At 63.6% G+C, this 20,856-nt stretch carries 16 protein-coding genes; 2 read left to right on the top strand and 14 right to left on the bottom strand.

Going from position 1 to position 20,856, the window contains the following annotated elements:
- Positions 1 to 58: 58 nt before the first annotated feature.
- From nosR to HNO82_RS14535, 3 genes are read right to left on the bottom strand one after another with little or no spacing between them, the layout of a single operon-like run.
- A complete protein-coding gene (gene nosR / locus HNO82_RS14545; protein WP_175344213.1) occupies positions 59 to 1,405 on the bottom strand; it encodes a response regulator c-di-GMP phosphodiesterase, NosR family in 1,347 nt (448 codons plus the stop codon).
- On the bottom strand, positions 1,402 to 2,766 hold the full coding sequence (locus tag HNO82_RS14540; RefSeq protein WP_175344212.1) for a PAS domain-containing sensor histidine kinase: 1,365 nt from the start codon (positions 2,764 to 2,766) through the stop codon (positions 1,402 to 1,404). The genes nosR and HNO82_RS14540 overlap by 4 nt, the downstream gene beginning before the upstream one ends.
- A 55-nt stretch (positions 2,767 to 2,821) precedes the next feature.
- Positions 2,822 to 4,453, bottom strand: coding sequence for a methyl-accepting chemotaxis protein (locus HNO82_RS14535; protein WP_175344211.1), 1,632 nt, complete (start codon positions 4,451 to 4,453; stop codon positions 2,822 to 2,824).
- Positions 4,454 to 4,813: 360 nt separating this feature from the next.
- On the opposite strand from HNO82_RS14535, the gene HNO82_RS14530 reads away from it, so the two are divergent.
- Positions 4,814 to 6,439, top strand: coding sequence for an EAL domain-containing protein (locus HNO82_RS14530; protein ID WP_175344210.1), 1,626 nt, complete (start codon positions 4,814 to 4,816; stop codon positions 6,437 to 6,439).
- Positions 6,440 to 6,469: 30 nt separating this feature from the next.
- Here the strand turns inward: HNO82_RS14530 and HNO82_RS14525 are convergent, their stop codons facing one another.
- From HNO82_RS14525 to HNO82_RS14475, 11 genes are all read right to left on the bottom strand, one after another.
- Entirely contained in the window at positions 6,470 to 6,916 is a 447-nt protein-coding gene (locus HNO82_RS14525; RefSeq protein WP_175344209.1) for a bacteriohemerythrin, read from the bottom strand.
- Positions 6,917 to 7,238: 322 nt separating this feature from the next.
- Entirely contained in the window at positions 7,239 to 8,201 is a 963-nt protein-coding gene (locus HNO82_RS14520; protein WP_175344208.1) for a chemotaxis protein, read from the bottom strand.
- Between the two features lie 14 nt (positions 8,202 to 8,215).
- Complete coding sequence (locus tag HNO82_RS14515) at positions 8,216 to 9,970, bottom strand: methyl-accepting chemotaxis protein (protein ID WP_175344207.1); 1,755 nt, start codon at positions 9,968 to 9,970, stop codon at positions 8,216 to 8,218.
- A 154-nt stretch (positions 9,971 to 10,124) separates the two neighbouring features.
- Complete coding sequence (locus HNO82_RS14510) at positions 10,125 to 12,371, bottom strand: hybrid sensor histidine kinase/response regulator (protein ID WP_175344206.1); 2,247 nt, start codon at positions 12,369 to 12,371, stop codon at positions 10,125 to 10,127.
- A gap of 31 nt (positions 12,372 to 12,402) precedes the next feature.
- Positions 12,403 to 12,777, bottom strand: a complete 375-nt coding sequence (locus HNO82_RS14505; RefSeq protein WP_349627566.1) for an Hpt domain-containing protein — start codon at positions 12,775 to 12,777, stop codon at positions 12,403 to 12,405.
- 37 nt (positions 12,778 to 12,814) lie between these two features.
- Entirely contained in the window at positions 12,815 to 14,482 is a 1,668-nt protein-coding gene (locus HNO82_RS14500) for a cache domain-containing sensor histidine kinase (RefSeq protein ID WP_175344205.1), read from the bottom strand.
- Positions 14,483 to 14,511: 29 nt separating this feature from the next.
- Positions 14,512 to 15,153, bottom strand: coding sequence for a response regulator (locus tag HNO82_RS14495; protein ID WP_175344204.1), 642 nt, complete (start codon positions 15,151 to 15,153; stop codon positions 14,512 to 14,514).
- A gap of 225 nt (positions 15,154 to 15,378) precedes the next feature.
- Positions 15,379 to 16,953: a cryptochrome/photolyase family protein gene (locus HNO82_RS14490; protein WP_175344203.1), complete on the bottom strand. Its 1,575-nt coding sequence runs from the start codon at positions 16,951 to 16,953 to the stop codon at positions 15,379 to 15,381.
- A 30-nt stretch (positions 16,954 to 16,983) separates the two neighbouring features.
- Positions 16,984 to 18,225: an MFS transporter gene (locus tag HNO82_RS14485; RefSeq protein WP_175344224.1), complete on the bottom strand. Its 1,242-nt coding sequence runs from the start codon at positions 18,223 to 18,225 to the stop codon at positions 16,984 to 16,986.
- A gap of 8 nt (positions 18,226 to 18,233) precedes the next feature.
- Positions 18,234 to 18,827 (bottom strand): chalcone isomerase family protein, encoded by a 594-nt coding sequence (locus tag HNO82_RS14480; RefSeq protein WP_175344202.1) that lies wholly within the window; start codon positions 18,825 to 18,827, stop codon positions 18,234 to 18,236.
- A 101-nt stretch (positions 18,828 to 18,928) separates the two neighbouring features.
- A complete protein-coding gene (locus HNO82_RS14475) occupies positions 18,929 to 19,846 on the bottom strand; it encodes a LysR family transcriptional regulator (RefSeq protein WP_175344201.1) in 918 nt (305 codons plus the stop codon).
- Between the two features lie 139 nt (positions 19,847 to 19,985).
- Between HNO82_RS14475 and HNO82_RS14470 the strand changes: the two genes are divergently transcribed.
- The gene (locus HNO82_RS14470; protein WP_175344200.1) at positions 19,986 to 20,852 is read left to right on the top strand and encodes an intradiol ring-cleavage dioxygenase; all 867 of its coding nucleotides are present in this window, start codon (positions 19,986 to 19,988) and stop codon (positions 20,850 to 20,852) included.
- Positions 20,853 to 20,856: the final 4 nt, after the last annotated feature.

The raw sequence follows: 20,856 nt of genomic DNA, 5'->3' as shown, positions 1-20,856 counted from the left end.
ATCAGGAAATTCCCGGGTCAGCCGGCGCAGGGCGGGCTGACCCCAACACCTATTTGCCTCACTGCAACAGGATGCGCGCCTTCAGCGGCATCTCGTCGATCTGCTCGAAGCGCCGCAGACGCGCCAGGATGGCTTCGTCCAGTACGTGCTCCTTGTTGAGCAGCAGGACGCCGGAGCGGGTGCGCAGGTCCTCGGCCAGCTTCATGCCCACGCGCAGGTCTTGCGGCGCCAGCAGGCGGGTCTGCTGTTCGAGGGCCAGGCGTTGTTCTTCCATCATGGCGATGAAGGTCTCGACCACCAGCGGGTCGTAGCGATGGCCGGCGTGGGCGCGCAGCATGGTCAGGGCCTTCTCCGGGCTGACGTTGTGGCTGGTGATGCCGCCATTGCACAGACCCTCGAAGTCGCGCACCACCGCCAGGATGCGCGAGCCCAGCGGGATGGCGTCGCCCGAGAGGCTTTCCGGTACGCCACGGCCATCGTAGCGTTCGTGCTGATGGCGGATGATCTCGCCGCTCTCGGCCAGGGTCGGGATGGGGGTGAGCAGCATCTGGCCCTTGACCGGATGCCAGAGGAAACGCTGCAACTCGTCGCTGCTCATCTTTTCGATGGGCTTTCTTACCAGCTCATCGGAGAGGTCCAGCTTGCCGATGCCGTGCAGCATGCCGGCCATCATGGTGTGCCTGGCATGCAGGCTGGTCATGCCCATGCGCATGGCCAGCTGTTCGCACCAGCGGGCGATGCGCGCCGACTGGCCATTGGCCAGTCCGGCGCGCAGTTCGCTGATGTCGGAGAAGACGTGCAGCATGCTGAGGAAGGCTTTCTGTTCTTCCTCCTGGGCACTCTCCAGGAACAGCACGGTCTGGCGCAGTTCCTCGGTGCGGGCCTGGACCTGGCGTTCCAGCTGGCGGGTGAAATCGGCCAGTTGCAGATTCTGTTCGCGCACCTTGCGTTCCAGTGCCATTTTCTGCTTGCGCAGTTGCTGTTCTTCCAGCGCATGGGCGACCGTCATGAGCAGTTCGCGGTCTTCCCAGGGCTTGGAGAGGTAGTGGTGGATGCCGCCATCATTGATGGCCGAAATGGTGCTGCCGATCTCGGAATAGCCGGTCAGCAGGATGCGCATGGTGGCCGGCCACTGTTGCTTGACCTGGGCCAGGAACTGGGCACCATTCATGCCCGGCATGCGCATGTCGGAGATCACCAGATCAACTTCGGCGCTGGCCAGGATGTCCAGTCCGGCCTCGGCACTGGTGGCCGTCAACAGGCGATAGCCCAAGGGCCGGAAGCTGCGTTTGAGGGCCGACAGGATGCTCTGTTCATCGTCCACCAGCAGTACGCAGGGTGGTGGCAGGGCGAACGGATCGGCTTGTTGCAGGGTCTGGAGTTCCTGGCTGTGGATGGCGGTCATGATGCTTCTCCTGGTTCGTCCGTGGCCTTGCTGGCCGGCTGGGCGCTGGCGGGATCGATGGGCAATTCGATCCGGAAGGTGGTGCCTTGGCCCGGTTCACTGCTGACATGAATATCGCCGCCGTGCTTCTTGATGATGCCGTAGGACAGCGACAAACCAAGCCCGGTCCCGCTGCCGACCGGCTTGGTGGTGAAGAAAGGTTCGAAGATGCGGTTGATGTGTTCAGGCGCGATGCCGTGGCCGGTATCGCTGATGCTGACGATGGCGCGCTCGCCACGGCGTTCGGTGCGGATGGTCACGCTGCCACGTTCGGTGATGGCCTGAGCTGCATTGACCAGCAGGTTCATGAAGACCTGGTTCAGTTCCGAAGCCAGGCACTTGACCATGGGCAGTTCGCCGTATTGCTTGATGATGGTGACCTTGTACTTCAGTTCGTTGTTGGCGATGTTGAGGGTGCTGTCCAGGCCGTGATGCAGGTCGGCCATCTGCCAGTTGCTTTCGCCGGTGCGCGAGAAGTCCTTGAGCGACTGCACGATGTTCTTGACCCGCTGCAGGCCCTCGTTGGATTCGGCCAGCAGTTCGGTGACGTCTTCGCTGAGGAATTGCAGGTCGGCGCGTGCCTCGTAGGCCTGCAGTTCGGATTGCGCCACGCTGGTGGGCAGCGTGCCGCCGGCGACGCACTGGTAGAGTTTGATGCCCTCCAGCAGCGTGGCTACGTAGTTGCCCAGGGTATTGAGATTGGCGTTGACGAAGCCGATCGGGTTGTTGATCTCGTGCGCCACACCGGCGGCAAGCTGGCCGATGGAGGCCAGCTTCTCCGACTGCATCAGCTGGGCCTGGGCCATCCTGAGTTGCTCGATCAGGGCACGCTGTTCTTCGGCCTGGCGTTGCAGGGTGTCTTCGAGCTGCTTGCGGCCGGTGATGTCGGTCATCAGTCCGATCACTTCCAGGGGAGTGCCTTCGGCATCCCGGATCAGGCGCAGCGTATCGTGCATCCACAGGTAGCTGCCATCGCTGGTGCGGAAACGGTATTCATAGATCTTCTGGTCTTCCACGAAGAGCATGGCCAGGCTGGAGAAGATCGCGGCGGTGTCATCGGGGTGGATGTGGTTGAACCAGAAGTTGGGATCGTCCAGCATTTCCTCCGGATCGTAGCCCAGCAGGCGTGTGGCGTTTTCGCTGACGAAGGTGAGCTGGAAGTCGCCCGAGGGTACGCTGCTGTAGATGATGGCCGGGGTGTTGCCGATGATGTGGCGATACCGTGCATTGGCCTTGACCAGGGCGCGGGTGTCGGGCGCGTCATCGGTATGGGTACGCGGGCTGGCGCACTCTTCGGCCATCAATGCTTCGCTGTGTCCCATGTTCGCCTCCTCAGCGATGGCTCCCCGGTCAAGGGCGGGAGCCGTGCCCCGCTGGTCAGGCCGCGCGCAGCAGCGCCACGCGCTTGGCCTCTGGTGAGCGCATCGGGATAGACTGGGCCGGCATGCCTTCCAGGTTGAATACGCTGATGGCCTGGATCATTTGCCGGGTCGATTCTTCCAGGCTACCGGCTGCGGCGGCGGCCTCTTCCACCAGCGCCGCATTGCGCTGGGTCACTTCATCCATCAGCACCACGGCTTCGTTGACCTGGTGGATGCCGGTCTGCTGTTCCCCCGAGGCGGCGGTGATCTCGGCCACGGCGGTGGCCGCTTGCGTGACCGAGCGCATGATGCCGCCCATGGTGTCGCGGATCTCGCCGGCCAGTTTCACGCCCGAGCCGACCCGCTGCGAAGATGCCTCGATGAGCAGCTTGATCTCCTTGGTGGCCTGGGTCGAACGTTGCGCCAGGTTGCGTACCTCGCCGGCCACCACTGCGAAACCGCGTCCCTGCTCACCGGCGCGGGCGGCTTCCACGGCGGCGTTCAAGGCCAGGATGTTGGTCTGGAAAGCGATGCCGTCGATCAGTCCGGTGATCTGCTTGATTTGCTCGGCGCTCTTGTGGATCGCATCCATGGTGTCATTGATGTGGTTGATGGAAGCTTCGCCACTGCGCGTGGTGGCCAGCGCTTGCTCTACCAGGTGGTTGGCCTGGCGCGCGTTCTCGCTGTTCTGGGTCACGGTGGAGGCCAGCTCTTCCATGCTGGCGGCGGTTTCTTCCAGGCTGCTGGCCTGGGATTCAGTACGGGCCGACAAGTCCATGTTGCCGCGTGCGATCTCCCCGGTGGCCTGGGCAATGTGCAGGCCGCTGCGGCGCACGTCACCGACCGAGGCCACCAGGTTGACGCGCATCTGTTCCATGGCTTGCAGCAGCGCGCCCATTTCATCGCGGCGCGCCTGGAGATCGGTGACCGACAGATCGCCGCCAGCCACCCGGCGCGCTTGCACCACCGCCCGACGCAAGGGAGTGAAGATACGTTTGGCCAGCGTCATGCGCAGCAAGGCCAGGCTGGTCAGGGCAATGCCGGTGGTCACCAGTGTCGGGAGGCTGCTGGCGTGGCTGCTGCACTGGCTGTTCAGGAAAGCCAGCGCGCCTGCACTCGCGGCGACCGTGGCCAGGCCGAGGTCCAGCCGGGCCTTCAGCGAAACCTGCGACACCTGGCGCAGCTTGCCGCGCAGACCGGTGGGTACGACTTCGCCGCGATGGACCGCGATGCGGGTGCTTTCCTTCTTCAGCTCCTGGTAGGCCTGGTCGGCGGCGGCGATCTCGGTGCGGCTGGGCTTGGTGCGCACCGACATGTAGCCGGTGCACACGCCGCGTTCCCAGATCGGCGTGACATTGGCCTTGACCCAGTAGAAGTCACCGTTCTTGCAGCGGTTCTTGACCAGCCCGGTCCAGGGCAGGCCCGCCTTGAGGGTGCTCCACAGGTCGGCAAAGGCCAGCTCCGGCATGTCCGGATGGCGCACGATGTTCTGCGGGGCGCCAATCAGCTCTTCTTCCGTAAAGCCACTGATGTCGATGAAGGTCGGGTTGACATAGGTGATGCGGCCCTTGATATCGGTCTTGGAGACGATGGAGGCGTGGGCGTCGATCTCGCGCTCTTGTTGAGTGACGGGTAGGTTGAGGCGCATGATCGGTTCCTGAAAAATTGATTGATGGAATCATTAAAGCACAAATTCATTGAAATCGCTAAAAAATCGGTTCTCTACGGGAATATATAATGAATTTGTTGCGAGCCTCCAACTAAGTTGTCATTGCGAAAAGTCTTGAGGGGATGCTGAAGTGTTTTTATAAGTCGTTGATTTATAAGTGTTAAATTCACTTTTTGTGATACTGCCAATAGACCGCTTCCAGCCGTTGCAAAAACGCTTCACCATTTTATAAAATGATTAAATTGATTTAATTGTTTGTTCGGGGTCTAATGATGAGCATGGACATGGAATAGTCGATTCGGACGGGCCGTCGCCAAGGCGCGGCGCAAGGGGGAAGACGTGAGCAACAAGAACAAGGTGGTGCTGCTGACCATCATCGCCACCGTCGTGGCCGCGACGGTGCCGGTGATCGGCATGCTGTGGCTGTCGCGCCAGGCGGTGATCCAGTCCGAGCATGAGCGCCTGACGCGCTACGCCGAGACCGTCGTGGAGCGCGCCGAAGCCACCTTCCAGAACGCCCAGCGCTCCCTGAAATCGCTCTCGCCGCTGCTGCTCTTTCCCTGTTCGGATGAACACATTGCCCAGATGCGGCTCATTGCCGTCCATTCCGGCGCCATCGAGGAAATGGGTTATTACGAATACGGCCAGCTCAAGTGCACTTCCTGGGACCGGCGCGGTCAGGCGCTGCGGCGGGGCCAGCCTGAGCCGCAGTTCACGACCCGTGACGGCATCGGTGTGGCGCTGGAACAGCCGTCCTTTGTCACCGACGGCCCCAGCATGATGGCCATTCAGTACGGAGCCCATGTGGCCCTAGTGCAGCGTGAACGCTTCGTCGATGTGGTCCTGGAAGATGGCGTGCATGTGGTGCTGGCGCGCAACGGATTCGGGCTGGTGGCGCAGTACGGCGTGCCGTTGTCGGCGGGCATGGCAGGGCGGGCGCTGGGTGGTCTGGGTACCCAGGATTTCGACGGGTTCTTTGTCTCCACCGTCAGTGGCGACGGCTGGACCGCTGCGGCCATCATCGATGGACAGCAGGTACTGGCGGCCATGACGGGAGAGCAGCAGTGGTTCCTGCCCGCTGGCGTGCTGCTGGGGCTGGTCCTGGTGCTGCTGGTGCTGCGCGTGTCGCAGGCGCGCCTGTCGCCGCTGGCGGAACTGCAACTGGCCGTGCGCAAGCGTGAATTCATCGTTTTCTACCAGCCCATCATCGAGCTGGCCACCGGGCGCTGCGTTGGCGCCGAAGCACTGATTCGCTGGCGTCGCCCGGACGGCAGCATCGTGCGGCCTGACTTGTTCGTGCCGCTGGCCGAGGAGAGCGGTCTGATCCTGCCCATGACCGACCAGGTCATCGCGGCTGTGCTGGCCGAGCTGGGCGATACCCTGCGCGCCGACCGCGCCCTGCACGTGGCCGTCAATGTCGCCGCCCAGGATATCAAGACCGGTCGCATCATCGATGTGGTCAGCCAGATGCTGGCCGGTACCGATATCCGTACCGAACAGTTGTGGATGGAAGCCACCGAACGCGGCTGCATGGATATCGCCTCGGCCCGGGTGACGCTGGCGCGGGCGCGTGAGTTGGGGCATTCGATGGCGCTCGATGATTTCGGCACCGGCTATTCGAACCTGCAGTATTTGCAGGGCCTGCCCATGGATGCGCTCAAGATCGACAAGTCCTTCGTCAGCACCATCGGCACCGGTGCGGCCACCAGTGCGGTGATCGATCACATCATCGCCATGGCCAAGAGCCTGCATCTCTACATCGTCGCCGAGGGCGTGGAAACCCTGGAACAGGCCGCCTACCTGAGCGAGCACGGGGTCGACTTCGCCCAGGGCTGGCTGTTTGCCCAGCCCTTGCCGGCGGCCGATTTCATTGATTTCTACCGGGCCACGCTGGCCGATTACGGCAGCGGGCCAGAGCTCATCCGCGGGCCCCAGGCTGCCACCGCCACCGCACTGAACGCCTGAGTCGCACGCCGTCGCCGGCGCAATGCTGGCTCAGTGCCGCTCCGCTACGCCGCCCTGCATGCGCAAGGCCAGTGCCAGCGCCTGGTCCATGCCCGCCATGTGCCGTACCAGCATGGCCGGGATCATGCCCATGACAATATCGGCCAGCGGCGCGTTGCCGTCCTCCAAATAGGGCCGCAGACGGTGCAGCAGCGCCAGCAGCTCGGCGTGGTCGCGGCGATGGGCGCGGATCTCGCTGTAGCCGATGGCGTCCATCATCTTTTCTTCTTCCCGGAATCCCTGTTCGATCTGCGCCACCAGTGCGCCATAGGCTGCGGCGAACTGCGTGGGCGGTACCACCGCCAGGGCGGCCACGCTCTCCAGCACTTCGCGATGTTCGGCATCCATCTCGGCCAGCAGGGCCGGGATGCGTTGCGCCAGCGGCGGGTTGTCGCCGCTCGGGGCGAGGGATACGACACGATCGGCAGAGGGAACCATGACCAGCCTCCTGAGGCAGGGCGCGACCGCACGCGGGTCGCAACGCAGACATCCACGGCAGCGGCAGACGCACGACCTGCCACAGGGATGTTCATGTCCGATTCTAGAAGTCTGGTCTCGAAATAATTTGAGATAGCTCAAGCCGATCAGGATTGGTCGGGAGTTCGGGTTGGCTCGGCGCGCACGGCCACGTGCGCCCGCGATATCCATGAAAAAGCCCCACGGCACCGTCAGGGGTGGCGTGGGGCGGGTCTTGCCGGCCGACCGGGCGTCGGCCGTGCGCTTGTAAAAAGCGCCGTTCCTGGCTCTGCAGTAGGTGCCGTCAGGGGGGCAGCACCTTGCGCAGCATTGCTGCCAGTTCAGGCGGGGAAAACTTGGCGACGTAACCATTGGCGCCCACCGAACGCACATGGTCTTCGTTGGCGGCACCGGTCAGTGAAGAATGGATTACCACCGGCAGTTGTTTGTAGAGGTCCGAAGCCTTGATCTTGCGGGTCAGGGTGAAGCCATCCATCTCCGGCATCTCGAGGTCGGTCAGCACCATGGCGACCTTGTCGGTGAGCGGCTTGCCTTCCTGTTCGGCTTGGCGGGCCAGCTCCTGGAGTTTCTTCCAGGCTTGCACGCCGTCGGTGGTCATCACGTAGGGCAGCTTGAGATCGGTCAGGCACTGCTCGATGAGGGCGCGTGCCATGCGCGAATCGTCAGCGGCCAGCACGACCGAGCCCGGCTTGATCTTCAGTTCATTGCTGCCGGCCGGGACCGGCTCGATCTGTTCCTTGACCGGCGAGATCATGTTGAGGATCTGCTCCACGTCCAGCACCTGCACCAGGCGACCGCCATCCTGGGCCGAGTCGAGGCGGGCGATGCTGGTGACCACGCTGCCGGAAGCATGGGAGTCAGCCGGCAGGACCTGGCTCCAGTCCAGGCGCACGATTTCCTCTACCGATTCCACCGCGAAGGCCTGGGTATGGCGGGCGAACTCGGTGATGAGCAGGATGTTGAAGCCATGGCCCGGCTTGCATCCGGCCACCGCCGGCAGGTCCACCACCGACATCACCTGGCCGCGGATGTTGACCATGCCCAGCATCGGGGAGCGCATGCCGGCCGCAGCGGTGATGTCCATCATGGGCACGATCTCGCGGATCTTGAAGACATTGATGCCATACAGCTCGCCCGGCCTGTCGGTGCTGCCGTCCGGGGTGCCGAGGCGGAACAGCAGCAGTTCGAACTTGTTGCTGGAGGTCAGGTTGGTACGTTCGTCGATTTCTTTTTGGAAGGCGTCCATATCGTCCTCAAGGATCAGAATTGTTCCCAGTCGCCGTTGTCGGCGCTGTCATGCTGGCTCCTGGCCGGGGCGCCCGGACGGGCGGCAGGCGCAGGCTGGGCGATGTTCCTGGCGCGTGGCGCAGCCACTGCCGGACGTGCCGGGGTAATGTCGCGCGGGGCGCTGGCCGCCTTGACAGGCCGGGCAGGGGCCGCTTGTGCCGACATCACCACGTGGCTGGTATCGAGGCGGAACACGCCGACCGTCTGGCTCAGGCGTGCCGCCTGTTCCTGCAAGGCCTTGGCGGCCGCGGCAGCCTGTTCGACCAGGGCAGCGTTCTGCTGGGTATTTTCATCCATCTGCGTGACGGCATTGTTGATCTGTTCGATACCCTGGCTCTGCTCGGCGCCGGCAGCGGTGATCTCGGCGACGATGTCGGAGACGCGCTTGACGCTGGCCACCACCTCGTCCATGGTCTGGCCGGCTTCGCCGACCAGCTTGGTGCCGGTGTCGACCTTGGCCACCGAGTCGTCGATGAGCGCCTTGATTTCATGGGCCGCCGATGCGCTGCGCTGGGCCAGCGAACGCACTTCCGAGGCCACCACCGCGAAACCGCGTCCCTGTTCCCCGGCACGGGCCGCTTCCACGGCCGCATTCAGGGCCAGGATGTTGGTCTGGAAGGCAATGCCGTCGATGACCGCGATGATGTCCACGATTTTGCGCGACGATTCATTGATGGCATCCATGGTATGAACAACCTTGCCCACTACCTGGCCTCCAGCCTGGGCCACCTCGGAGGCCGAGACCGCCAGTTGGTTGGCCTGGCGGGCATTGTCGGAGTTCTGGCGCACGGTGGAGGTCAGTTCTTCCATGGCCGAGGCGGTTTCTTCCAGGGCGCCGGCCTGCTGTTCGGTACGGGAGGACAGGTCCATGTTGCCGGTAGCGATTTCGGCCGAAGCGGTGCTGATGGTGTCGGTGCCCACGCGCACTTCCTGGACGATCTTGAGCAGGTTGTCATTCATCTGCTTGAGCGCAGCCGTCAACTGGGCGGTTTCGTCGCGACCGGTGTTCTCCGGGATATGGGCGGTCAGGTCGCCTTCAGCCACCTGGCGGGCAATGGCTACGGCATTGACCAGGGGACGGGATACCAGGCGGGCAACCCACCACGACAGCAGCATGGCCAGCGCGATGCAGCTGGTGATCAGTCCGATGATGGCCAGCCGTGCACGCTCGTAGACCTGGCGCGCCTGCACCTCGGAGGCGGCTGCGCCCTTGATGTTGACCGAGGTCAGTTCATTGATCTGGTCCTGCAGCTTGCGGTAGACCGGGGTGGAGCTGGTATTGAGAACATCGTGACCAGCCGGCTTCTGGCCTTGCTCGAAGAGCTTCGTCATGCGCACATGGGCATCCTGGTAGGCCGCGATATTGCGTTGCAGATCCGGATAAATTTCCTTTTCGCGCGGTTCCGATACCAGCGTGCCGTAGTGCGTCATTTCCTTGGCAAGGATGTCCATCTGCTTCTCGGCGCGCTCGCGGGAAGCCTGTTCTTCCTTCTTGTCATCGGTCAGCAACTGCTGCATGTCGAAGCTGCGCGAGCGGGCCAGCGCCAGGCTGATACGGGACAAGCTATTGATGCTGGGAAGCCAGTTGGCAGACACATCGTTGGCCGCCTTGTTCACCTCGGCCAGTTGCGCAACCGAGAAGCCCCCGAGCGCGACAATGAACAGCAGCACAACCAGGAAGGCTGCATTGAGCTTGCTGGCAATTTTGAGATCGTAGAACCATTTCATGATGACGACTCCTGATGTGGGCGCGATATAGGAATAAAGGGGTGCGCTCAGGAACCATCATAAGTGGCTTCAGCAAATAAATCAAATAAATCGATTTAATCAGTTGTTTTATTTTCTTAGGGAATTTCCTGAATTCAACTCGGGTTTGCTGCATTCATGTCTTGTGCAGCCATTTTTCCACGGTATTCATCAAGCCGACCTGGGTGAAGGGTTTGCTCAGGTAGTCGTCCATGCCGGCATCCAGGCAGCGCTGGCGGTCGCCCTCGATGGCACTGGCGGTCAGCGCCACGATGGGGGTGCGCGGACGTCCCTGGGCCTGTTCGTAGGCGCGGATCTCGGCGGTGGCCTGGTAACCGTCCATGATGGGCATCATGCAGTCCATGAGCACCAGGTCATAGCTGCCGTTGCGCACTGCCTCCAAGGCCAGCTGGCCGTTTTCGACTTCCTGCAGGATGCAGCCGCGCCGCGCCAGCAGGATGCGCAGCAGTTGCCGGTTGATCTCGGTATCCTCGGCCACCAGGATGCGGGCGCCCGTGAGTGCGGAGGATGTAGCCGCGCCCGGGGTGGGCGGTGCGCTTTGCGCCGCCAGCGCGGGCGCCGCTGCGACCGCACTGGCGGCGGGCTGGCGGGCCGGTGGCACCTGGACCTGCTCGGTGCTGACGGTGCCAGCCGGTGCCACGCCCTCCGGGCAGAGGATATCGAAACTGAACTTGGTGGATTGTCCCGGCACGCTCTGGCAGGCGATCTTGCCGCCCATCAGTTCCACCAGGTTCTTGCTGATGGCCAGACCCAGCCCGGTACCACCGAAGCGGCGTGAAATCGAGGAATCGGCCTGGGTGAAGGGCTGGAACAACTGGGCCAGGGACTCGGGAGAAATGCCGATGCCGCTGTCGGCAATGGCAAAGAAGAGTCGCCAGCGTTGCGGGCTGGTTTCTTCACGGTGGGCCGACATGCTCAGCCGCACGTAGCCGGCCTGGGTGAACTTGATGGCATTGCTCAGCAGGTTGCCCAGCACCTGCTTCAGGCGCGAGGGGTCCCCGACCAGGCAGAGCGCCTCGTCACAATCGATGCGCACGTCCAGTTGCACGTCCTTGTTGTGGATCGAGGGCCGGTACAGCTCGGCCAGCTCGCGCACCAGCCGCGCCGGATGAAAGGCCACGCCTTCCAGGTCGAGCTTGCCCGATTCGATCTTGGAAAAATCCAGGATGTCGTTGATGATGCGCACCAATCCGCCGGTGGCATTGTGGATGCTGTCGGCATAGTGTCGCTGCTTGTTTGACAGCCCCGACTCCATCAGCAATTCGGACAAGCCCAGGATGCCATTCATGGGGGTGCGGATTTCATGGCTGACCATGGCCAGGAAGCGCGACTTGGCTTCATTGGCATGGTCGGCTTCTTCCTTCAACTGCAAGGCCAGCTGGGCGTCCTGCTCACGCCGCTGCACCTGACGCAGGGCTACGCCAAAGCCGCCGATGAGGCCGATCAGGCTGATCACCGCTACCAGCATCAAGGGATACATGGATTCCAGCCATTCACCGAAATAGACCTTGTCGGTCACGCCGATCTCCAGATACATCGGCGCATTGCGCACCGGTCGGTGGATGCCCAGCCAGTGCGACTGCATGAAGTAATAGGGCTGCTTGCCGTCGCTGTCGGCCGGGCGTGACGCGTGCAGGTCGGCCAGGGGGCGGATGTCGCGCTGCGCGGAGGTGTCGTGTGCCAGGGCGGTGGTGATCAGCGGTTTCTCGTCCTGGCGCGCCAGCAGGATGGAGAAGGGCTTGTCCTTGGTGACGGCAGTGAAGAAATCTTCAAAGAACGAACACGGCAGGGCGACCACCACGATGGCCAGCATGCGTCCCTGGCGGTCATTGATGCGGCGGCTCAGATAGAAGGTCGGCACACCGGCGGCCCGTGAATTGACGGTTTCGCTCAGGAAATCCTCACGCGAGGCATTCCTGCTGTGATGAAGGAAATAGTCGCGGTCGGTCAGATCCAGCGGTGGTGGCGGGAAGGTACGCGACAGGCCGATGATGCGGCCCTGGGCATTGCTGATGCCGATGCCCGAGATGAAGGGCAGGCCGCGGATCTTCTCGCGCATGGTCTGGGAATACGCGGCACTGCTGACGTGCTCGTAGAGCTGGGCGTCGTTGCTGACGTTGGCTGCTTCGATGTCGGACTGGATGCTGTCGAGGACCAGGCGGGCCGAGGAGATGGTCTGCGAGGTGCTTTCGGCCAGTACCGTGGAGAGCGTGGCCAGGTCATTGCGCCAGTCGTTGAGGCTGGCGCGGTACAGCAGTGCGCCCGAGATGAAGACGGTGCTCGCCAGCAACCCCAGCAGCAACCCGCCCAGGGTGAGGGCGGACTTGCGGATGCGCGGCGGGGCGGGCGTGGGTGGCGTCATGGGCAGGCAGGGGCTGGCTGGCCCTCGCGGGTCAGGGCTGCGCGAGGGAGCGCGCGCAGCGCCCGATTTCGTCCAGTACCAGTGCAAAGCTGGTCTGCAGTTGCACCAGTTCTTCCGGGCGCGGTGGCTGGCCGTTGCGGGCGGCCTGCTCGGTCCGCTGCAGCAGCGCCGTGAGCACATCGGCCTGGAACATGGCGCTCATGCCCTTGAGGCTATGGCTTTCGTGTCGGCTGCGCTCGGCATTGCCGTCCAGCGCGGCCTGCTCCAGCCGGGCGAAGATGGGCGGGGCACTATCGACGAAGGTGCGCGCCAGCGCGGCCACGGTGGCGGCATCGCCGCCCACGGCCTCCAGCAGCTGGCTCGGGTCGATATGATGATAGTGGCTCAGTGACTGGCCCAATGGCACGGTATTCCCCCTCTGTCCTGATCTGGTCGCGGCCGTTTTACTTCGGCTCTTGCAGCGGCAATGTGAAGCTGAATGTCGATCCTTGGTGTTGCTCGGACTGTAACATGAGTTGGCCTCCCATGAGCGTCACCAGCCGTTGCGCTATGGTCAGGCCGAGGCCCGCGCCATCCTTGGCGCGTCGTTCGCTGTCGTCGGCCTGGGTGAACTTCTCGAAGATGGTATCGCGTTGCCCGGCGGGAATGCCGATGCCGGTGTCCTTGATGCGAATGGCCAACTCATTGTCGGCGCGGTCGACTTCGACCATGACGCGGCCGGTATCGGTGTAGCGCACGGCATTGCCGATCAGGTTTTCCAGCACGCGCAGCATCTTGCGCTGGTCGCACACGATGATCTGCGGAACCTCGTCGGTGATGCGGCATTCCAGCAGCAGGCCCTTGGCCTGGGCAGCCTGGTAATGGCGCGCCATGGCCTGGCCGACCAGTTCGCGGATATTCTCGGGCTCGCGATGGACGCTCACCCGGCGGTCTTCCAGGGCGGTGACTTCAAGGATGGCGTCAACCAGCTCCAGCAGGCGGTTGCCGCTGTCATGGATGGCCGTGGCATATTGCGCCAGGGGGGACTCGCCCAGTTCCTCGCGCAGGGCATCCGAATAGCCCAGCACGCCATTGAGCGGCGTGCGGAATTCATGCGACATGTTGGCCAGGAAGCGCGACTTGGCGTGGCTGGCCTGCATGGCATCCTGGCGGCTTCTGACCAGCGAGCCGGCCATCCAGATCAGCACTGCATTGAAGACCAGCACCGCCAGCGTGATCAGCGAGGCCAGTGTCAGGGTGCGGTTGCGCTCACGATAATAGGGGGCCAGGCGTTCTTCGATGTCGATGCCCACCGAGGCATAGAGCGGATAGTCGTTGAGCTTGCGGAAGGCATAGATGCGCTCGCGGCCATCGATGCGGCTGACCGCATCGATCACGCCATTGCCCTGCGCCAGCATGGCGGCATAGACCTTGCCGCCGTTGACCTGCTCACCCATGGCATCCATGTCGCCGGTACGGCGCACGCGCACGACGCCATCGGCACCGACCAGGGTGATGACGCCATGGTGGCCGACATCGATCTGGTGGTACAGGCTGGTGAAATACTGGGGATCGATGGACACCACGATCACACCGCCAAAGCCGCCATCGGGTCGGTTGATGCGCCGGGTCAGCTGCAGCGACCACTTGTGCGAGACGCGCCCCAGTACCGGCTTGCTGATGAAGAATTTGTCCTCCCCCCCGTGCATGTGCACCTGCACGTGCTCACGGTCCGACAGATTCAGCGGGGTGAAGGGTTTGCTGGAGAGCACCACGTCGCCCTTGGCATTGACGACGGTGAAGAGGTTGTAGACATTGCGCGCCACCAGGCCATTGGCGATCTCGGTGGCCAGGTCCAGCGACTGGCCCCGCTCGGCATAGCGGTAGCGCAGGTAGACGGCGGCCTGGTCGGCCGCTTCGATGGTGCGGTAGGCGTGTTCGAGGAACAGCCGCGAGAGCGACTGGGCGTCGCGGCGGGCATCTTGCAGGTGGTTTTCGCGGCTGGCGTCGAGCTCCTTGAGTGCCGCCAGCCACAGGCCGCAGATCAGCAGCAGGGAAAACAGGCCCAGGGCCAGGCGCAGATCGATGCGCGCGAACCGGAGGGGCAGAGGGGGGTGTTTCCGGTCATCCATGGCACTGCTGGCCTTTCTTCGTTGGTCCCTTAGCGGGTTTCGCGCTCCCTGCGGGCACAGCAGGCCCGCATGTAACCGCGCAATTCATCAAAATTGACCGGTTTGGAGAAGAACACCACCCCGGCCGGAATACCACCGCGCATGGCCATCTCTTCGGCATCCAGGCTGCTGACGATGGCGATGCTCACATCCTTGAGCTCCGGGTCATGGAGGATGGTCTTGACCACTTCGTAGCCATCCATGCCTTCCATCACGATATCGGCCAGCACCACGTCGGGTTTGCTGCGCGCGATCTCCAGCAGCGCCTTGTAACCGTTGTCGCAATACACCAGGTCCAGCGGCAGGCCCCAGGAACCGAGCGCACTGGCATACAGCTCGCGCTGCAGGCGGTTGTCCTCGATCACCAGCACCGCGGTGCGGCCGTTGCCGGCACGTGGCGCCGGGCTGGCGCGTCCGTGTTCGCCAGCCTCGCCGCCCGAGGACGAGCCGGGGGTGGACTTGTAGGCATGCACGGCCGCCAGCGGGATGCGGCGGTGGCCGCCCTTGGTCTTCCAGGCCTCGATGATGCCGGCCTCCACCAACTGCTGGACGGAGGACACCGAGATGCCCAGGATGTGCGCCGCTTCCTGCGTGGTGCATACCTCGGAACTGGTTGTCTTTGCGGTTTTCATAAATCCATTATCGGTATTTTACACAAATAAATCAAATTCATTAGATCGAATTTGAATTCGATATAATCGTTTTTCGACGAAAAGCAACACTGCTGCCCATGGGCAATGCTTTGACGACCCATTATGCAGAGAATTTCGTGAGTTCGTCAGATTTTGTGTATTTTGCCTGCTTTTACCGGCGTTGGCAGCCATTACCATGCGCCGGGAGCGCCTGTCGGTGCGGGCTCAGAGGGTATCGAGCTGGTTGCGCAGATCGGCGGCGCGTTGTTGCAGGGCCTCGATATCGGCGCTCTGCATTTTTCTTAGCTGCTGGTAGGCCATGCCCATGCGCGGGTTGTTGCCGAAGGTGGACTGGTGGCGCAGGAAGAAGTCCCAATAGAGGGCATTGAAGGGGCAGGCATTCGCGCTGGTCTTCTGCTTGGGATCGTAGGCGCAGCCCTGGCAGTAGTCGCTCATGCGGCCAATGTAGGCGGCGCTGCTCACGTACGGTTTGGTGGCGATGATGCCGCCGTCGGCCCACTGGCTCATGCCCAGGGTGTTGGGCAGCTCCACCCATTCGAAGGCATCGATATAGATGCCCAGATACCAGTGGTGCAGCTCCCGGGGATCGAGCCCGGCCAGCAGGGCGAAGTTGCCGATCACCATCAGGCGCTGGATGTGATGGGCGTGGGCCGTCTCCAGCGACTGGCCGATGGCGTGGCGCAGGCAGTTCATGCGCGTCTGTCCGCTCCAGAACCAGGCCGGCAGGGGCAGGTGATGGGCCAGGGCGTTGCGCTGGTCATAGCCGGGCATCTGCGACCAGTAGATGCCGCGCACATATTCACGCCAGCCGATGATCTGGCGAATGAATCCTTCCACTGCCGCCAGCGGCGCCCGTCCTTCGCGATAGGCTTCTTCGGCGCGGCGCACCACTTCCAGGGGATGCAGCATCTTGACGTTGAGGGCGAACGAGAGCAGCGAATGGAACAGCCGCTGCGCCTGGCTGCTCATGGCGTCTTCGTAGTCGCCGAAATGCGGCAGCACGGTGCTGATGAAGTGATCCAGATGTTGCAGGGCTTCGGTGCGGTCCAGCGGCCAGCGCAGTTGCGTGGCCTGGGCGTTGCCGAAACTGCGCACACCCTGGGCCTGCAGCATGTCCCACAGCGCAGCGTGATCGTGCGGCCGACGCCAATCCGCGGGTTCGGGCGGGTTGCCGGGCCAGCGCTTGCGGTTGTCGTGGTCGAAATTCCATTGGCCGCCTGCGGGCTTGCCATCGCCATCGAGCAAGAGCTCGAAGCGCCGTCGCATCTGTCGGTAGAAATGCTCCATCAACCACTGCTTGCGGCCGGCGAAAAGGCGCGGCAGTTCGTGGCGCGCGGTGAGAAAATGCTCGCTGTCGCACACGGCAATCTCGCCCTGATGCGTGCTCGCCCAGGCCTGACCCCACTGCTGCAGCGTCTGGTCGACCCGCCATTCGTCCGGTGCCTGCCATTGCACCTGACGGGCCTGGTAGTGGGCCGCCAGGGCATCGAGGTTATCGACCAGCGATTGCCGGTTGCAGGGATCGTCCAGCCGGATGTAGCGCACCCGATGACCGGCCTGGCGCAACTGCTCACCGAAGGCCCGCATGGCGGCGAAGATGGCCAGGATCTTTTGCGCGTGGTGTAGCACGTAGTCGGTCTCGGAGCGCACTTCCATGAGCACGTAGACCACCTCGGGATCGACCTGGTCGAACCAGGAGTGCTGTGGATTCAACTGGTCGCCCAGGAGCAGGCGCAGGGTGGATGCCGGGTGAGATGGCGCGTTGGAATTTTTAGTCATGGCGGGTAAAACGGTAGAGCGGAAGACCGATCATGCGGGATGCAGGCGACCATAGCGCCCCAGCACCAGAAAAGCCGCCAGTTTCAGCACGCAGGGCAGGGCCGCATAGACCAGCGGCAGGCTGCTGCTGGGTCCCTGGCCCGGGTGGTAACCGAGCGCCGACAACAGCGGCAGGGCGATGCCCGCCAGTGCCAGGGCCAGCTTGCCCAGCATGGTGAGGATGCCGAAGGCGCTGCCCACCGATCCAGGCTGGGTGACCACGCGCGCCAGCAGGACCGGTGGCAGCAGCAGGTCCGCACCGAGTGCCGCGCCGGTGGCCAGGCATACGGCGAGAAACGCCCAGCGCTCGCCCGGCCCCAGCAGAACCGCAGCGACGAAGCCGACGATGGACAGCAGCATGGCCTGGCGCCAGCAGGCGATGGGTCCGATGCGGCGTGCCAGGGCGCTCCAGAGCGGCAGCCCCAGCGCGGCTGCGCCGAAATAGGTCGCCAGGAAGACGCCGGCCAGTGCGCGCTCCTGCAATTGATCCTCGATGAAAAACAGCGCCAGCGTCGCCGGAACGGCAGCCGACAGGGCATTGAGCAGGTAGGGCGGCAATAGCGCGCGAAACGCCCGGTTGGCCCACAGCCCGCGCAGCGACACCGCCCAGCGCTGGCCCTGCGCCGTCATCGCTGGCGCCGGCTGGCGCAGCAGCAGCAACAGCGCACCGCCCAGTACGGCAGTGAAGAACAGGCAATACCAGGTGATGCGCTGGTCGATCAATGCCGGGTCTGCCGCCAGGATGCCGACCGGTACCACGCTGGCGACGATCACCCCGGCCACGCCCGCGCCTTCACGCCAGGCGACGGCGCGCATGCCCTGTTCCGGCAGGCGCGAGCCCCAGGACAGATAGGCGATGCTCAACATGCTGTGGGCGCCGTAGGCCAGCACCAGCATGCCGACCAGCCACACCATCGCGGCCTGGGGCGTGGCGGGGGGCTTCCAGAGGCATATGAAGGCAAATGTCAGCACCACGCCTGCGGCGGCCATCCAGCGCTTCTGCCGTTGCGCCGAGCGGTCCAGCAAGTGACCGAAAAGGGGATCTTGCAGCATGTCCAGCAGGCGCGCCGCAAACAGCACCCAGCCCAGCGGCGCCAGCGCCACGCCGACGTGGCTGGCGTAGTAGGCCGGGATCTGCACGAACAGCGGCAGTGCCGCCATGGCCAGCGGTGCGCCCAGCATGCCATAGGCGGCATTGTCGGCCCGCGAGCGCGGCGCGCAGGAGGGCTCCATCACTGCGCTCAAGGTACCTCCCCGAGCAGGCGGCGACGCAGCTTGTCGTCACGGCTGGGCTGGCCCAGCCAGATGTTGAAGAAGGAGCGCGCCAGTTCCGGATCGGCGATCTCGGCCAGCATCCGGTTGCGGTCATACAGGCGCATGCCGCGCCGGGGCAGATAGACGCCGACCAGTTCATCGCCATCGGCCACGTCCACGAAGGCGCTCTCCAGCTCGCTCTTCCAGCGCGCCAGGGTCGGGCCGGCGATGGGGGCCGGACTCATGCGTTTGATTTCATCGATGGAGGTGGAAGCCAGCTTGTCGCGGCTGATCTTGACCTGGTAATCCAGCTGCAGGGCAAAGGGCTGGTTTTCATCCAGTGGCTTTTGTGCTGCCCACAGGGTGGCATGATAGATGCGGAAACCCAGCCAGGTCATGGTGCCGCTGCCGAGCGGCTCAACCCGGGCGGGCAGGGCTTCGCGCCAGGGCTCGCTGGCATGGGCAGTGCGGCCCGGCCAAAGGGCCGCCAGCGCCAGCAGCAGCATGCAGCAGACCAGTTGCAGGCGCTGTCGGTGCGCTTGGCGCGGCAGTTCGAGGGGGGCAACGGTAGCGTCGGGCATCGGGAGTCTCCTCAACACTTTGGGTGACCAGGGGATTACCAGTATAAGATAAAAGCTACCAATTGGTATTTAATATTTACCAATTGGTATTGACGCGTTGCTCAGCGCGTCCATTTGCGCTCATAGTCCATTTCCGCGAAGTGCTGCAGGAGGAAGTCGACGAACACGCGCACCCTGGCCGGCAGGTGCTTGCGGCCCTGGTAGGCGATGTTGATGGTCAGGCGAGGCAAGTCCCATTCGTCCAGCACCGGGACCAGGCGGCCTGCCACGACGTCGTCATAGATGATGTAGTTGGGCTGGATCAGGATGCCCAGTCCCTCCAGCGCGGCGGCGCGGATGATCTGGCCGTCGTTGGATTGCATCAGGGCGCTGATGTCCAGCTGCCGTTCATGGCCGTCGCGATGGGTGAAGCGCAGCTGGTTGGGGTGGTTGGCGTGGCTGTACACCAGCAGGTCATGCGCGGCCAGCTCTTCGAGCGACCGTGGTACGCCGCGCGCGGCCAGGTAGCCGGGGGAGGCGGCCAGGATGCGGCGGGTGGCCGCCAGGCGGCGCACGGCGATGTTGGAATCCGGCTCGAACTCGCGGGTACGGATGGCCACGTCGATGCCGCTGTCGAGCAGGTCGACGTAGCGGTTGGCCGAGACCACGTCGAGGGTGATGTCCGGATAGAGCCGATGAAAGCGTGGCAGCAGCGGGCTGATGTGCTTCATGCAGAAGGACAGCGAGGAGGTCACCCGCAGCAGTCCGCCCGGTGCGACGCTGTTGGCGTTGACCAGGGCTTCGGCTTCCTTCATCTGCGTGAGTGCCGCCTTGCATTGGCGGTAGAAGCCCTCGCCGGCCTGGCTCAGGCCCAGGCGGCGCGTACTGCGTTCCACCAGACGTGCGCCCAGGCGTTCTTCCAGCGCCGCCAGGCTGCGGCTGGCGGAGGCATTGGACATGCCCAGCGCCTCGGCCGCGCGCGAGAGACTGCCCAGCTCGGCTACCTGCACGAAGAGTTCGAATTGATTCCAGCGGTCCATGGGGCGGCTTTCCTGGCGAGGTGGGCAGTCCGAAGTGGAAAACAGTTTTCCACATTCGTCATATATCTGCAGAAAAATAAGACCTATATTACCGCTCAGCGAAAAAATCAAAACCATTTTCCCCATCGCCGAGGAGACCATGCTCAATCTCAACGAAGACACCATCACCCAGGCCGTCCTGGCGCGCCATGCCGGCATGGCCGATGAACGCCTGCGGCAGATCGTGACCAGTCTGGTGCAGCATCTGCATGCCTTTGCGCGCGAAGTCAGGCTGACCGAGGAGGAGTGGTTCGCGGGCATCCGTTTCCTCACCGAGACCGGGCAACTGTGTTCGGACAAGCGCCAGGAATTCATTCTGCTCTCCGACACGCTCGGGCTGTCCACGCTGGTGATGGCACAGCAGCACCACAAGCCGGCCGGCTGCACCGAGGCGACCGTGTTCGGTCCTTTCCACGTGGAGAACTCCCCGGTTTATCCGCTGGGGGCGGATATTTCCAACGGGGCCAAGGGGCAGCCCTGCTTCGTCAGCGGCAGCGTACGCGGTCTGGATGGCCAAGCCGTTGCCAACGCCAGGATGGAAGTCTGGCAAGCCGATGAGGATGGTTTCTATGACGTGCAGTATCCGGACCTGGCGCAGTTGCAGGCGCGCGGTACGCTTCATACCGATGCGGCCGGGCGTTACCACTTCCGCAGCATCCTCGCCAATTCGTATCCGATCCCGCACGACGGCCCGGTGGGCAAGATGCTGGAGACCCTGGGCCGTCATCCGTGGCGACCGGCGCACCTGCATTTCCGCATCCAGGCCGATGGCTATGAGACGCTGATTACCCACGTCTTCCGTCGTGGCGATGAATACCTGCAATCCGATGCCGTCTTCGGTGTACGCTCCACCCTCATTGCCGACTGGCCGCGCCACGAGGCCGGTACCGCGCCCGATGGCACGGTGTGTGACCAGCCCTTTTACACGCTGGACTATGATTTCATCCTCAATCCCCAGCGCACCTGAGTCC

It is taken from the genome of Herbaspirillum sp. C9C3 (genome assembly GCF_013359625.1).
Lineage (GTDB): Bacteria > Pseudomonadota > Gammaproteobacteria > Burkholderiales > Burkholderiaceae_D > Herbaspirillum.
Note: the sequence above shows the minus strand (reverse complement) of the source record. Positions and strands in the feature narration are given on the sequence as shown.

What these genes read in the sequence shown, in the direction of transcription:
- HNO82_RS14510 (WP_175344206.1), bottom strand. Translation starts at nt 12,371, where the DNA reads ATGACGCCACCCACGCCCGCCCCGCCGCGCATCCGCAAGTCCGCCCTC.
- HNO82_RS14475 (WP_175344201.1), bottom strand. Translation starts at nt 19,846, where the DNA reads ATGGACCGCTGGAATCAATTCGAACTCTTCGTGCAGGTAGCCGAGCTG.
- HNO82_RS14495 (WP_175344204.1), bottom strand. Translation starts at nt 15,153, where the DNA reads ATGAAAACCGCAAAGACAACCAGTTCCGAGGTATGCACCACGCAGGAA.
- HNO82_RS14500 (WP_175344205.1), bottom strand. Translation starts at nt 14,482, where the DNA reads ATGGATGACCGGAAACACCCCCCTCTGCCCCTCCGGTTCGCGCGCATC.
- HNO82_RS14515 (WP_175344207.1), bottom strand. Translation starts at nt 9,970, where the DNA reads ATGAAATGGTTCTACGATCTCAAAATTGCCAGCAAGCTCAATGCAGCC.
- HNO82_RS14535 (WP_175344211.1), bottom strand. Translation starts at nt 4,453, where the DNA reads ATGCGCCTCAACCTACCCGTCACTCAACAAGAGCGCGAGATCGACGCC.
- HNO82_RS14485 (WP_175344224.1), bottom strand. Translation starts at nt 18,225, where the DNA reads ATGGAGCCCTCCTGCGCGCCGCGCTCGCGGGCCGACAATGCCGCCTAT.
- HNO82_RS14470 (WP_175344200.1), top strand. Translation starts at nt 19,986, where the DNA reads ATGCTCAATCTCAACGAAGACACCATCACCCAGGCCGTCCTGGCGCGC.
- HNO82_RS14525 (WP_175344209.1), bottom strand. Translation starts at nt 6,916, where the DNA reads ATGGTTCCCTCTGCCGATCGTGTCGTATCCCTCGCCCCGAGCGGCGAC.
- HNO82_RS14540 (WP_175344212.1), bottom strand. Translation starts at nt 2,766, where the DNA reads ATGGGACACAGCGAAGCATTGATGGCCGAAGAGTGCGCCAGCCCGCGT.
- HNO82_RS14490 (WP_175344203.1), bottom strand. Translation starts at nt 16,953, where the DNA reads ATGACTAAAAATTCCAACGCGCCATCTCACCCGGCATCCACCCTGCGC.
- HNO82_RS14520 (WP_175344208.1), bottom strand. Translation starts at nt 8,201, where the DNA reads ATGGACGCCTTCCAAAAAGAAATCGACGAACGTACCAACCTGACCTCC.
- nosR (WP_175344213.1), bottom strand. Translation starts at nt 1,405, where the DNA reads ATGACCGCCATCCACAGCCAGGAACTCCAGACCCTGCAACAAGCCGAT.
- HNO82_RS14480 (WP_175344202.1), bottom strand. Translation starts at nt 18,827, where the DNA reads ATGCCCGACGCTACCGTTGCCCCCCTCGAACTGCCGCGCCAAGCGCAC.